This window comes from Exiguobacterium sp. SL-10, assembly GCF_004337025.1.
Classification (GTDB): Bacteria; Bacillota; Bacilli; order Exiguobacteriales; family Exiguobacteriaceae; genus Exiguobacterium.
Genome location: NZ_SJUP01000001.1, coordinates 101,194 through 114,303 on the forward strand (window position 1 = coordinate 101,194; position 13,110 = coordinate 114,303).

General features: G+C 48.2%; 12 protein-coding genes. 6 read left to right on the forward strand and 6 right to left on the reverse strand.

The window, feature by feature from the left end:
• Positions 1 to 59: 59 nt before the first annotated feature.
• The gene (locus EVJ33_RS00500; protein WP_131433490.1) at positions 60 to 848 is read left to right on the forward strand and encodes a hypothetical protein; all 789 of its coding nucleotides are present in this window, start codon (positions 60 to 62) and stop codon (positions 846 to 848) included.
• A 191-nt stretch (positions 849 to 1,039) separates the two neighbouring features.
• Here EVJ33_RS00500 and EVJ33_RS00505 read toward each other — a convergent pair whose 3' ends face one another.
• From EVJ33_RS00505 to EVJ33_RS00510, 3 genes are all read right to left on the reverse strand, one after another.
• Positions 1,040 to 1,240, reverse strand: a complete 201-nt coding sequence (locus EVJ33_RS00505) for a hypothetical protein (RefSeq protein WP_131433492.1) — start codon at positions 1,238 to 1,240, stop codon at positions 1,040 to 1,042.
• On the reverse strand, positions 1,237 to 1,413 hold the full coding sequence (locus tag EVJ33_RS15390) for a hypothetical protein (protein ID WP_161566882.1): 177 nt from the start codon (positions 1,411 to 1,413) through the stop codon (positions 1,237 to 1,239). Before EVJ33_RS15390 ends, EVJ33_RS00505 begins: the two co-directional genes overlap by 4 nt.
• Positions 1,414 to 1,502: 89 nt before the next feature.
• Positions 1,503 to 2,939 carry a protein adenylyltransferase SelO gene (locus EVJ33_RS00510; RefSeq protein WP_131433494.1) on the reverse strand — a complete coding sequence of 479 codons (1,437 nt, stop codon included), beginning with the start codon at positions 2,937 to 2,939 and terminating at the stop codon, positions 1,503 to 1,505.
• Between the two features lie 108 nt (positions 2,940 to 3,047).
• Here EVJ33_RS00510 and EVJ33_RS00515 point away from each other — a divergent pair, with 108 nt between their 5' ends.
• The 3 genes from EVJ33_RS00515 (at position 3,048) to EVJ33_RS00525 (ending at position 8,696) form a co-directional block, all read left to right on the forward strand.
• Positions 3,048 to 4,262, forward strand: coding sequence for a bifunctional folylpolyglutamate synthase/dihydrofolate synthase (locus EVJ33_RS00515; protein ID WP_131433496.1), 1,215 nt, complete (start codon positions 3,048 to 3,050; stop codon positions 4,260 to 4,262).
• A 532-nt stretch (positions 4,263 to 4,794) separates the two neighbouring features.
• The gene (locus EVJ33_RS00520) at positions 4,795 to 8,088 is read left to right on the forward strand and encodes a DUF5057 domain-containing protein (RefSeq protein WP_161566883.1); all 3,294 of its coding nucleotides are present in this window, start codon (positions 4,795 to 4,797) and stop codon (positions 8,086 to 8,088) included.
• Positions 8,088 to 8,696, forward strand: a complete 609-nt coding sequence (locus EVJ33_RS00525) for a hypothetical protein (RefSeq protein WP_131433500.1) — start codon at positions 8,088 to 8,090, stop codon at positions 8,694 to 8,696. The genes EVJ33_RS00520 and EVJ33_RS00525 overlap by 1 nt, the downstream gene beginning before the upstream one ends.
• 117 nt (positions 8,697 to 8,813) lie before the next feature.
• On the opposite strand, the gene EVJ33_RS00530 is transcribed toward EVJ33_RS00525, so the two are convergent.
• Genes EVJ33_RS00530 through EVJ33_RS00540 form a run of 3 tightly spaced genes read right to left on the reverse strand, consistent with a single transcriptional unit; the run spans position 8,814 to position 11,442 of the window.
• On the reverse strand, positions 8,814 to 10,469 hold the full coding sequence (locus EVJ33_RS00530) for a hypothetical protein (RefSeq protein WP_131433502.1): 1,656 nt from the start codon (positions 10,467 to 10,469) through the stop codon (positions 8,814 to 8,816).
• A gap of 18 nt (positions 10,470 to 10,487) precedes the next feature.
• Positions 10,488 to 11,051 carry a prepilin-type N-terminal cleavage/methylation domain-containing protein gene (locus EVJ33_RS00535; RefSeq protein WP_236634488.1) on the reverse strand — a complete coding sequence of 188 codons (564 nt, stop codon included), beginning with the start codon at positions 11,049 to 11,051 and terminating at the stop codon, positions 10,488 to 10,490.
• Positions 10,990 to 11,442, reverse strand: a complete 453-nt coding sequence (locus EVJ33_RS00540) for a prepilin-type N-terminal cleavage/methylation domain-containing protein (protein ID WP_131433504.1) — start codon at positions 11,440 to 11,442, stop codon at positions 10,990 to 10,992. Before EVJ33_RS00540 ends, EVJ33_RS00535 begins: the two co-directional genes overlap by 62 nt.
• Positions 11,443 to 11,605: 163 nt before the next feature.
• On the opposite strand from EVJ33_RS00540, the gene EVJ33_RS00545 reads away from it, so the two are divergent.
• Both EVJ33_RS00545 and EVJ33_RS00550 read left to right on the forward strand, forming a co-directional pair.
• Entirely contained in the window at positions 11,606 to 12,832 is a 1,227-nt protein-coding gene (locus tag EVJ33_RS00545; protein ID WP_131433506.1) for a G5 domain-containing protein, read from the forward strand.
• Positions 12,829 to 13,110 (forward strand): hypothetical protein, encoded by a 282-nt coding sequence (locus EVJ33_RS00550; RefSeq protein WP_131433508.1) that lies wholly within the window; start codon positions 12,829 to 12,831, stop codon positions 13,108 to 13,110. The genes EVJ33_RS00545 and EVJ33_RS00550 overlap by 4 nt, the downstream gene beginning before the upstream one ends.

Genomic DNA, 13,110 nt, shown 5'->3' on the forward strand with positions numbered 1-13,110 from the left:
AGGTTTTTTTGTCGTTTGGGAGAATTTAGGGAGGGAGACTAGGTAAAGGTGGACGTACCATGAGACGAATCGGAATGATATTAGGTTTGGCTGTGATGGGATTGAGCGGGTGTGTGGCGGAACGAGCTGCACCCATCGAACCGACGGAATCAAAAATCACGGTTAGCGTAAACAAAGAAGAAATTGATTCATCCGTTTCCGATGTTGAGGAAACGACGGCGAAAGAAGTGTTCGGCTCGATGATAGAGGACGTGCCGAAAGGGACCGTTCGACTACTCGATGCGGTCACGGCCCAATACACGCTTCAATATACGGACGGCACGTCCGAACGACCTTCGAGAGACGGCGTCTTCTATGAAATGGTCATCGATGACCTCGGGCTCATCGCCATCCAGTTACCAAACCGCGACGATGCGTTCGGTGTGTTCAACTATTCACGGGGCGAGGAATGGGTGTTGCATGGCATCCAAAACGTTACGATTCCCGAGACGGCCGAAAAAGTCCGGCACGGGTTGGATTTGTCCGAAGAGGAGCTCTTTGTCGCCTACCTCAACATGGATCAGCTGGAGCGACCGGTAGAGATGTGGACGTTGTATGATGAGACACAGCACATCACGATTTTAGCGACCGATGCGTTCAGTGTGGCGGACGGAGAATTGATTGAGCGGCGAGACGATTCAAATGCGCGGTATCGCTTGGATCAACCGGAAGGGAGAGGCTTGTTTTATCTGAATCAAGGCAAGCTCATCGTTTTGACGGGTGATGTGTCAGAAGAAGTATTGCTCAACCTCTCAGACTCGTTGCCGGAGGCGTCGTCGGCTGATTTTCCGCTGAAGCAATCCGAATAAAGTAACGAACCCCCGCCATCAAGAATGATGTTCGGGGTTTCGTTTGCGTCCAACGTAGATGATGCCAAATAAAACAATAACAATCATAGCATGGAGGAGTAACGGTTGAGGATGTCCGATGCGGAATAGATGAATCGCATAGACGACATAAAGGATGCTACCGAATCCTAGCAAGATGGAATAAAGAACCTTCATACGTCCTCTTCCTCCGGTTCTGTCCAAAACGGAAGGCGACCGGTTGTCACGAAATAAGATGACGTGAGCAGGACGCCGATTGCAAGTCCAGTTACTTGAGGCTGAATCGACTGACCCATCAACGACAAATAAAAACTGTAGACGAGATATGACGTGGACACGACGATAAGCGTCATGAGTAAGATAGTCATCTTCATTTTGTTTCACTCCATTCGAGCTCGTTCAAATGCTTCATAAATTGGACGAATGAGACACCCAGGAAGAAGGACGGCATCGCCCAGACCCAGTTGCTGAGAAACGGACCTTGCCAGAGTTCAAGCGAAATCATGCAGGCAAAACCTAACGAAATGAGTGAGGCGAGTAAGCGCATTTATAAAACCTCCAAACAGATTTTGTCTATTCTACGTGGCGAATCGCAAAAGGTTCCTACAAAAAACCATCCCGCAAAAGCGAGATGGTTCATGTGCCACAAAATGTCTGATACGGATATGATCGCGGAGGTCCCGGTGAGACGTAGCGCCCGTAGTCGGCTTCGTAATCGTACGGATTTCGTAAGACATCGAGCAGAGCATGGGTCGGTTCAAAGTCACCGCGTTCGGCTGCCGTGAGGGCAGCCTCGACGTGATGGTTGCGCGGGATGACGGCCGGATTGTGCTGACGCATAAGCCGGGTGACGTCTTCATCCGGGAGACCTTGCTCCCCGAGTCGTTTCCGCCAAGCGGCGAGCCACGCCTTGCCGTCGTCCTGTTTAGCAAAAACGAGCGCGTCCGTGTCACCGAGCGTGAGCGCGCGGAACGTGTTCGTGAAGTCGGCCTCGGACTCCAACATGAGCCGCAGCAGTTCGTCCGTCAGTGCATCATCCCCGTCTTTACGGACGTAGAGCCCGATTTTATGGGCCAGACCGGTGAAGTACGCGTCTTTATACGTTTCCGTGTAGTCGTTCAACAGTTTGTTGGCGATATCGACGGCTGCTTCTTGTGTGTCAGCGAGGAGCGGGAGCAACGTTTCGGCGAGGCGGGCCAAGTTCCATGACCCGATATACGGCTGATTCGCATAGGCGTAGCGTCCCTTGCGGTCAATCGAGCTAAAGACAGTGTTCGGGTGATACGTATCCATGAAGGCACACGGGCCGTAATCAAGCCCTTCACCGCTTAGGAATGTGTTGTCCGTATTCATGACGCCGTGGATGAAGCCGACGAGTTGCCAATCCGCGATCAGTTTCGCCTGCCGGGTGATGACGCGACCGAGGAACTGTTCATAGCGATTGGGTTGTCCTGCAAGGTCCGGGTCGTGGCGCTGAATCGCATAATCGGCGAGCGCAACGACGTCATCGATTGATCCGGCCGCAGCGGCGTATTGGAACGTACCGACACGTAAATGGCTCGAGGCCACGCGTGTCAAGATGGCCCCATGCTTCGGTCCTTGGCGCATGATCGGCTCACCCGTCGTGACGACGGCGAGCGCCCGGTTTGTCGGGATGCCGAGGGCGTGCATCGCTTCACTGATGAGGAATTCACGCACCATCGGGCCGACGGCGGCCCGTCCATCGCCGCCACGCGAATATTCGGTCGGGCCCGAGCCTTTCAATTGAACGTCGACACGTTTCCCGTTCGGGGCAACGTGTTCCCCGAGCACGAGCGCCCGCCCGTCCCCGAGCATCGTGAAATGGCCGAACTGATGACCGGCATACGCTTGCGAAAACGACGTGTCGGTTTGACGATTCCCGGCGAACAGTGCGATGTCTTGAGACGTTTCGGCGTCGAGGCCGAGCGTCTTAGCGAGTGTTTCGTTCCACAGGACGAGCTCGGGCTTGTCGACCGGATGGACCGGTCCCCGGTCGTAAAACATATCACGGAGATCGAGGTAGGTCGCCTCGAAGTTCCAATTCGTTGTCATGGTCATTCCCCCTTCTTCGCCTCGAGTATAGCACAGCCGATTCCTTGCGTCGGTCTTCAGGAATTTTGGTAAGATGAGAGGGAAGTGTGAAAACAGGAGTGATGGAAGATGGAGACGAGACTAGACGTATTGGAATGGCTGAACGGGCAGCTACGGTTCGGGATCAAGCCCGGACTGGAACGCATGGAGTGGATGTTAAACGCGTTACAAATCGAGGAGTTGCCGTCGATTCACGTGGCGGGGACGAACGGGAAAGGGTCGACGGTCGCTTTCTTGCGAGCGATGGCACTTGCGGAAGGATTGAACGTCGGGACGTTCATTTCGCCGTACATCATCCAGTTCGAGGAGCGGATCATGTTGAACGGGGAACCGATCCGAGAAGCCGACCTTGTCCGGATCGCCAACCGGGTCCGTGACTGTGCGAGCGCATCACCGGAGACGTTGACAGAGTTCGAACTGTTGACGGTCATGGCGTGGCTCTATTTCCATGAACGACAGCCTGACCTCGTCATCTGGGAAGTCGGACTTGGCGGCCGGCTTGACTCGACGAACGTGTTGACGCGACCGCTCGCGACGGTCGTGACGTCGATTGGACACGACCATCAAGGAATTCTCGGCGACACGCTCGAAGAGATCGCGCTCGAGAAGTTCGGCATCATGAAGTCGGGCGTGCCGATGTTCCATAGTTTGACCGAAAAACGGTTGATTGCGTTGCTCGAAGAACAAGGAAACGATATGGACGCGTGGGTTCACGACGTCACATCGTTCGTCGCTTCCATCGAGGACGGGGCGCAGACAGTGGTGACCTATGATGGGTTGTCGACGGTGACGCTCGGGTTGACGGGACACCATCAAGCGTATAACGGAGCATGTGCCGTCGCCGTGGCCCGTCATCTCGGTTGGAAAACGGAAGCGATTCGGATAGGGCTCGAATCGGCACAACATCCGGGCCGCTATGAGCTCGTCTCGAGACAGCCGCGCATCGTGCTTGACGGGGCACATAACGCGGAAGGTGTCGCCGCGCTCATCGAGCAGCTGAAACTTGAGCCTGACGTGACCGTCCTCGCAGCCATCCTTGTCGATAAGGACCGGGAAGCGATGATCGCGTCGCTCCAGACGGTCGCGGACGTCTATGAGACGACGTTCGATTTCCCGCGCACCCGGACGAAAAAAAGTCTGATTGCCGACGGGGCCCGGTACGTGGACTGGCAGGAGTGGTTGGCCGCATGGCTGGAAGCACCGAAATCTGAGACACTCGTCGTGACGGGGTCGCTCTACTTTATCAGCGAGGTAAGAACCTATTTCCAAAGTTTGAAAAAATGAACTTGTTTTCAAGTTGGTTAAAGAGTATGAATGAGTATGAGAACGTATGTCCATATCATTTTATATTCCAAGGAGGAAACGCATCATGCTCAGTCAACGAAGATTGAAACGACCCGTAGCGGCACTTACCGCAATCGTCTTCTTAGCATCACTCCTTATTTCAACTATATTTGAAGTATATACAACGGTGTCAGCTGATACAGTAGTGAAACCGGTCATTTTAGAATTAACTGACATAGCGGAAACAAATAAAAATACAACGAGCGTGACATACAAAATTCCTTCACAACTTGATTTAGGCACAGGATACACCGTTCAGACGATGACGATGAAACAATTCAATGCCTCTCGCGAAGATTTACTAGGGAAATACGATGCGGTCGTCTTCGGTCCATCACGGGCTACAGCTACCCAAGAGAAGTATAGCGCTAGCACTGTCACGTACGATGCAGAGTTAAAAGGAGCCAATGCGATCCGACCGATTACGAGTCAATCGCATAACACGACTGAACATGACAATGACATCACCGAATTGAAAGTGCAACAGCTGCAACGTGAACTCCTTGCGAATGGCGTTCCAGTATTGCTTCATGAGGATGTATTCGTCACCACAAGTAATCAATCGAAAAAGTTTCATTTGTTAAAGCAGACTCAAGCGACCGTTTTCACAACGATAGAAGAAGCGAAGACATTATTGAATACATTTTTCAATTCAAACAAACCGAATAAAGTAAAACAAGTTGTGACGACACAAGGAGCCAATACATTGACGTCTTTAGTCGATGTGAAATCGGTTTCTTCAATCGTTCCAGCTGAGCGTGGGAAAGAAATCACGTTCAAATATGAGCTTGAGAACGCCCCTTCAGCCGACGCGACAGTCGAACTATTCATCGACCTAGACAGCAACGATCGATTCACTTCGAATGAACGTGTCGAAACGTTACCAGCTGAAGAAGCAGGCTCCCTTAACTATCAAATCGATGCACCAAGTTATACGAGCCCGAGGTATTGGAAGTTAGTATTGAAAGACTCTAGTGTCAATACGTATTCCTATCAAACCGGTCGATTTTTGTTGAAAGATGAGAAGGCGGTAGCGAAAGTGTTGCAAGTCACAGCCGATACATCTGACACAGCGACGACCGGGAATTTACGAAATACGTTTACAAACAATGAGATGCTCGAGGTTAGAGACCTCTATGAATTTGAATTAGAAACAATCAGTTATAAAAAACTCATTGATCGCGTTTGTGGACAGAATATGAAGGGAAATGAGGCATGGCTTTATTCAAAAGACTTGATTATCTTCGGATTTAAAGATTCGTATATTTCAGGATTGACGAATGACTGTTTCCACGCAGAGCTTCTTAAATTCATGGATCAAGGTCGTGGTGTCATGTTCACCCATGACATGTTATATCGAACCGAAACGAACGGACAATTCAAATCAATCAACCGATGGGAATCAAACTTTGCCTCTCGCTTTGCAACGCGTGAATATACGAATATGGGGATTTATGCGCAAAACACTTCGACGTCGGTCGTCCCAACGGCGACTGGATTATTCACAGAATATCCTTACAAATTAAGTGGTAGTGCGGGAGCTACGAAAAAAATAAAAACAACCCACAATCAATATTTTTCATTGGACTTAGAAAATGAAGAATTGACGACGTGGTTCAACTTGGTCGGTAATAACCGAACAGCTGGCGATAGTGCCAATCATTATTATATGTACACGGTCGGTAACTTAACGTATTCTGGTGCAGGCCACGTCCAGACGTTTAACGAACAAGATGAAAAAGAGATTTTCATTAATACAATGTTCCGCGCCTTTATCGGTTCGAACCACGCTCCAAAAATTGAAGTGCTCGCACCAGTCGCGAATGAGGCGAAGGAGCGGACCGTATATGACATTGAACCACTCTACTTGTCTTGGAAGTCTATCGACTATGATTTTGCAGACCAGTTTTTAGAAACTCGCGTTCTTGTAGACGGTGAACAAGTATATCCGAAGGAAAAAGGTGAGTTCGCCAGTGTACGAAACGATGAGGCGACAGGTTTCTTTTACGACCACACAGCTCCGGCTGGCTCTACATTGAACGTTCGTATTGAAACGAGAGAGAAACGCGAAAAAGGTGCAATCACTTCTTCTGAAACGTTTGCGGTAGATGTGTTAGCATCAGAGGAAGCCGCGTTTGTTTCTCGGACGATTACTCCATTGACGACAGAAGTCGGATCTGATGTTACGCTCACTTATAATCTCAATCGTATGGTTCCATTCATTCAGTCTCCGAATGGAAATGCCTATAAGCAGTTTGCCTGGGAAATCAGTATTGAAGAGAACATTCCAACCGGTTATTCTGTCGTCTCAAATGCTTTGCCGAAAGGCTGGCGTGTCGTCGATAACAAAGTGATCGGCTCTATTCAGGCATCATGTGTGATTGAACGAGGTGATCGAAGCTGTAAAGTGAACGACACAGAAATGGAACTTCAATTGAAAGCTGACCAGGTAGGAACGTATTCGTTTGACAAAGGAACATTCAGTTACGTATTTGATGCAGAACATAGTTCAAAAGGTAATGATAAACATGACGTTCAAAAGCGTGGAGGAGGTAATTTGACGGCCGTCAATACAGCCATTCTTGAAAAAGAGATTGAACAACTCCGACTTGATGGTCCCGTTTATTTAAATATGAACGAGATTCGTCAATTGACGCCAATCATCACGCCAAAGACAACGCGAAAACTAGATTTGAAATGGCGCATTGGTTCCGATGTTGTTGAATTGACACCGAGCTATGTGGACAATAGTGCGACGTTAAAGGGACTCAAGCCTGGTAGATCTAGTGTTCGTGTAGAATACACGTCACCTGTCACCGGGAAAACGGTTCAATCAAATGAAATTGAAGTCATTGTCGACGATCCACCGACACAATTTAATGCAAATTCATTAAAATTACTTGTTGGAGAAAATGGTACTATACAACCCTCAATCAAGACAGCGAATGAAAACTATCGCAACTTCCAGTTTGAGGTTGTAGCTGGTCAAAATGTGGTTGCGATTGCGGAACAGTCAAAGCGAACACTTACACTGAAGGGAAATACGCCTGGAACCGCACAAGTGAAAATTTCACTTGAGAACCAACCGATGACTCGAGAGGTTGCACCGATTACAGTGACTGTTGAAGTCGGATTACCATCGCTCAGTGTTGCTCCGACGCAAGATACGTTATGGGTCTATCGAGACAAAGATGGAGAGATGATTCGTCAATCAACAGAGCTTACGATGACACAGACGGGCTTTGTGAAATTGCCGGTTCGATGGACGCTCCCAGCTGATACGAGAGAGTTGACGCTCATGAATCCGCAAAATGATGGAGTGACTGTTCAAGCGGTTCACGGGACAGGGCAGGTGAGTCGTCTCATTCCAGTCATAGGTGTGCTAGAGCGATTTACATCGCAACAAGTGACCGCGATGCTTGCTATTAAAGAGTACCCACAAGATGTATTGGCACCGAACATCGAGCTATACATGGAAAATTCTCCATACGTGTATGAACCGACCTTCTTACCAGAGACAGCCAACGTTCGAGGATTTGGGATGAAAGTGGCTGAAGGCACAGACGTCATTGAAGTCGTTGATCAAACGACACTCAAGTTAAAAAAACCAGGGTTAGCTAAAGTTCAAATCGCTACTGAAGATGTGAGTCGTTTCTTCCCCGATAATCAAGGTCCATCCGTTTTGTATCGTGAATTTTATGTACGGGTACGTGAAGGAAATGACCCGAATCCAGGTTCGCCCGATGACGCAGGAGACTACTATTGATGAATGTGAAGATTTCTATAATTCTCGCCATTTTGCTAGTAGTCGGTTCAAGTGTGTGGGGGTATACCTTTTTTCAAAATCAACAAGCGGTTCATGCATTGGAGCAGGGTGATGTGGAGCAACTAGAAAAAACGCTCAGCCGGCCGTTTGTAACCGTGCATGCTGAATGGATGAACGTAGCGATTGACCAATTTGATGTGCAGTCTTCGCTTCTGCTCTACGAACATGGGGCGGCGTTATCGGATGAACAATGGGTATATCTTGCAGATTTGATGACATTCACAGAATTCAAACAGATTATTGAGGCTGGGGCGAAACTCGAAGTAGCGAGTCCGTCGCAGACGTTAATCGAGGGGTTGTACAGTTTAAACGATGAACCTGAAAAGTGGCGTTTTGCTCATGAACGAATTGACACCTCATTTTTGAATGACCACCCTCAAATACTGATGCGTACCGTTTATGATGGAAATACAGAGGCGTTCATCGACTTGCTGGGACGGATGGAAGCAAGCGTAATCCCGTTTGAAGCACTGAAGCCCATCGTTTCAGAAATGGATCAACAACTTATGTTAGAGGCGCTACTGAATAAACAGAATGAACTGAATTAACAAACAAGGACAGTCCGAAATGGACTGTCCTTGTTTTAGTCTAATTATGCTAGAAATCACCCATCTCTAAGTGTCTAAGGGCATGGCCCAGCACAGGCTTTGAGTAGTGCACGGTTTCTATTGAATTTGAACTGGATTGCTCACAAAAAATTGAAGTTGATTCGTTACAGGGAGCGTGTTTAATTGATTAAAGACGGCATCGTTATAAGTTAGATTTAGACGGGACAATGTAGCATCGTGACTAGGAATATGGCTGTCAAAATATGCTTCAGGAGTCAATGCATCTTCATTACTAAACGAGCCACGGAAGACGTTAACATACATCGGACCTTTGCTGTATAAACCTCCATTAATTTGTAATGTGGAACCAACAGCGTATACAAAGGTCGGTTCCATTGAATCGCTATATAGGAAAGCCTGGAGTGTCGTAGGTGTTTCATCGAATTCGTTGATACGGTTCAATAAAATTTTTCCTTTCGACAATAAAACAAGTGAGTTTCCTTTTGATTCATTAATCGGTAGGATGTTGGCGCGATCGATGAATGTGTCGCCTAGTGTATACACCGTTGAGGCAAATGAAACATCTCCACGGATGGTCAAGTTACCTTGAACGATTAACGGGCGTTCAATCGTCAGCTGGCTCGTCGACTCGATAACAACATCCCCCTTGAACAATAATGGCGTCGATTGAGGCGCAATGGATTCTGTGACATACATTGGGCGATCCGATAAGTTGGACGGTAATTGAATGATTGTTGGTTCTGAAAAACGGTTATATATATTAGCATCCACATAAGATGTCGGACGCTCGACGACCGTCAATCCATCTTCAGACAGTACTCGTTCGACCTCAAAGGCTCTGTCGGTCGATGCAATTATATTTTTATCAAAAATAGCGGTTTTCACATCATTCGTATATTCGATTGCACGGTCGATATGACGATTTAGAAACTCGATGATGGAGTACTCGTATTGAAATGGAGAAAATTGACTTTGTGAAATTCCGAAGTCGGCTGTTTCTCCCGCGATTTCTTGGCCGGTAGTAAAGTAACTTTGCGCGCTACAGCTCATACAGTCATTTACATTTTGCAAATCAATTCGACCATCTAAATGTAATAAGCTTGAGGATATATTCGATAATTGTTTCTTCTCCCCGTTCAATTTGTATTCGGCAGTACGGCTGAACGATAGTGGCCCCCCAGAATAGACATTCCCTTTCACAGTCGGCATCCCATTTACCGACAGCTGTTGGTCTGAACCAAGTACGTAATATAAAAATGATGGTAACGCGGTCAAATATAAATCTTGAGTGTATTCGACCTTTAAACGTGGCTGTTCAGGGTTCGTTTGGCGGCTAGCCACGACGTTCACTTGTAATATTTTAGTGAATGGTGCGGTGTTGAGGAGATTAGCTTCGTCATCCTCTTTTAATCGGATTGAGTACGTAATCGCACTGTCACTCGTTTCATTAAACTGCACAAACGGTTCGTCGGAAACAAGTGTCTCTTGAATCGCGTCATTAAAAGCAGTCTCAGAAGTCATATGATCCGGTACGCGATTTGCATCATGAAGCGGAAAACGATTCCGCACGTCTGCTGCAATTAAGTTAAGCGCACTTCTTGCGTCTTCGTTTAGTTGTGTATCTTCAGTCCGGATGTTCGTCAATTTATTTGTCACAAGGTTGACTTGCATGGCGGCGAGTGATAACACAGCGAGTGCCGCCATCGTCACAAGGACGAGGACGAGGACGTATCCTTCTTCTCGCTTATGCATAATGAGGACCTCCTTCTTTTAAAATGGGATAGCACTTTTAAACGTTCTGGTTGAATCAGGGTTCTCAGCCAAAGACAATACGAGCTCGATCTCAAACAGTCCACTGGTCATATAACGTGGACGACGCGTGTCATAAACGGGATCAAGTAGCTGAATCGAGATTCGCTCGAGTATAACGTTTGGGTTACTTGGTGTATAAGATGAATCAGATAAGTTCAATGCAATCGATTCATAACCGGCTTGGCGATAAATCATACCTGCCGATGAAATCTTTGGTTCGGAAAGTCGATGAAACTGATAAGTGTCATCGATCATTGTGACCGCGTCGAATTCACTGCGGTTCACTTCTGATAAGATGGAAGAGACTAAATAGTCGGCTTCACTTCGCAGTTCACTCGTCTCGTTTGTCAATCTAAACCCTAGAGTGCCTGATAGAAAAGCTGTAATAATTGCCCCGCTCAAAATTGATGCCACGACTACTGTCACAAGCAGTTCAACTAATGTAAAACCATCTGATTTTTTACTGAACGTCTTCACTTTCTGGAACAGCTGTTTCGGGGAACGGTTCACGTAACGTGGCATTTGATATCACTCCTTTCAGACTTACAGGTGTGGTCATCGTGTCCGTCATGACGGACACTTCAATTTCAAGCGTATTGTCGAGTTGAATCGATTGCGTTTCGTTTACGTCAACTTGGAACGTTTGTCCGTTAATCTCTGTACAAAATGGACAAGATGCCCCACTCGGGACAAGTTTTGATAGGGACAACTCGTCTTGTAGCGTTGAAGCTCGCCGATCAAGTGTATGTAACGTGTTTTGTGCGACTTGGTTGGCAATGGTTCGATTCAAACTATCGTTTGTGGTTTTCAAACTTTGACTAAAAATGTTCAATAAGGAAAAGGAGACGATAGATAGAATGACAATCGAGACGAGCACTTCGACGAGCGTGAAACCTTGTTCGGAACGGTCCACCGCGTTGACCTCCTTTTCAAAAATAATTTAAGGATAGGAAAAAAGAGACTTTTAACCTGAAATAATTGTTATTTTCTGTACAATGCATATTATACTAAAGTTACAGTGGGAACGGATAGTCATTCAAAAGTCTCATTTGACTTGAAATAGAGGGGGAAATGGAATGAAGCGATATGGGATGCACCTGTTCATCCTAGCCGGGTTAGTCCTACTCGTGTCATTGCCGACGATTGGGCTCGTGAACTATCTCGACGCCTCAGCAAAGACGAGTGTTACATATAAAGAGACGACTGTAGCCGGTATCGATGTGTCGGGAATGACGAAAGAAGAAGCGGTCGTTCGGCTCGATAACGCCATCAAAGACTTCAACAACGCGCCGTTCACGGTGACGCTCGTCGATGGGACGGCACTCGAAGTCGGAAAAGACGTCGTCTCGTTCAACGTAGACGCGACACTCGAGGCGGTCACTGAATCGGATACATATCCGCTCATCACGACGGTCGACGAAGAGCGGTTGACGCCATACTTAACTAACCAACCGGTGACGCTTTCGATGGTGACACCGCCGCTCATCGAAGCGGCCTCGAACTTAAATTCAGACGTGATGCTCGAGATGACGGCAACAGAGAGCGACGTCGTCGCCTCGATCACGGTCAGCCCGACGCCAGCGATGCGATCGGCGCTCGACCGGATGAACGGCTTCGAGATGGAAGCCGGTGACATCTTCAGCTTAAAAGCGTTTGGGGAGGATTTTGAGGCGCTCAGCACGCTCGGATCCTCCATGTATCAATTGTTCGCGGCGACACCGTTTCAAATTTTGGAACGCGTGCAACATGAGACGCTGCCGGCTGATATCGAGCTCGGCTATGATGTCAAAGTCGACGAACGCTCGAACTTCGCCGTGCAGAACACGGAACAGACACCATACGCGCTCATCGTGTTAGAGGAAGGGAACGCCGTGACGGTGCAGTTACTCGGTAAACCGTTTGTCGGCGCTTATGAATCGCGCGTCGAAGACGTGTCGACTGTCCCCTATCAAAACATCGTCCGCTTCTCGCCGTCGCTCACGGCAGGCAGTTCATCTGTGACACAGTCCGGGCAGACCGGGGAGTCAGGAAAATTGTATCGCGTCCGCATCACGGACACTGGCGAGTCACTTGAGCTGCTCGGATTTGATTTTTACGAGCCAATCCCGGAAATCGTGACGAAAAGTTCCGTCCCGCTCCCGCCTCCTGAACCGGTCGAGCCGGTGATTCCAACTTTTCCGGACGAATCACTGGAAGATGACCCGTTCGATGACGATGTAGAGGATGACGGATTGAATGAGTTTGAAGAACAGCCACCGGTGTATGAAGATGACCCGGTGCCAAGTGAGGGGGCAGTCGGATGATCGGGTATTTGATTTTGATTGTCTTTTGGGTACTCGCCACATTGACCGTGTTCGCCTTGTCGATTCCATACATTCGGAAGCGTGAGACGAAAGGGGTCATCTCGTTGCTCGTCGCTGTGCTCTCGCTCGGCGTGTATAGCCTGTACGTCGAAGGGCTTGAACGGGTATGGTGGGCGTGGGCTCTCCTCGCCATCGGTTTTTCCGGCGGTGCAGCGATCAGTACGTTCATCGAACAGCGAGACGTCGAACAGGAGGTACCACAGAGGATGGTGAAGTAA

Bases quoted from the DNA above. Each gene is read 5' to 3' on its own strand.
- EVJ33_RS00505 (WP_131433492.1), bottom strand. From the start codon at position 1,240: ATGAAGATGACTATCTTACTCATGACGCTTATCGTCGTGTCCACGTCA.
- EVJ33_RS00500 (WP_131433490.1), top strand. From the start codon at position 60: ATGAGACGAATCGGAATGATATTAGGTTTGGCTGTGATGGGATTGAGC.
- EVJ33_RS00530 (WP_131433502.1), bottom strand. From the start codon at position 10,469: ATGCATAAGCGAGAAGAAGGATACGTCCTCGTCCTCGTCCTTGTGACG.
- EVJ33_RS00510 (WP_131433494.1), bottom strand. From the start codon at position 2,939: ATGACAACGAATTGGAACTTCGAGGCGACCTACCTCGATCTCCGTGAT.
- EVJ33_RS00550 (WP_131433508.1), top strand. From the start codon at position 12,829: ATGATCGGGTATTTGATTTTGATTGTCTTTTGGGTACTCGCCACATTG.
- EVJ33_RS00535 (WP_236634488.1), bottom strand. From the start codon at position 11,051: ATGCCACGTTACGTGAACCGTTCCCCGAAACAGCTGTTCCAGAAAGTG.
- EVJ33_RS00525 (WP_131433500.1), top strand. From the start codon at position 8,088: ATGAATGTGAAGATTTCTATAATTCTCGCCATTTTGCTAGTAGTCGGT.
- EVJ33_RS00545 (WP_131433506.1), top strand. From the start codon at position 11,606: ATGAAGCGATATGGGATGCACCTGTTCATCCTAGCCGGGTTAGTCCTA.
- EVJ33_RS15390 (WP_161566882.1), bottom strand. From the start codon at position 1,413: ATGCGCTTACTCGCCTCACTCATTTCGTTAGGTTTTGCCTGCATGATT.
- EVJ33_RS00515 (WP_131433496.1), top strand. From the start codon at position 3,048: ATGGAGACGAGACTAGACGTATTGGAATGGCTGAACGGGCAGCTACGG.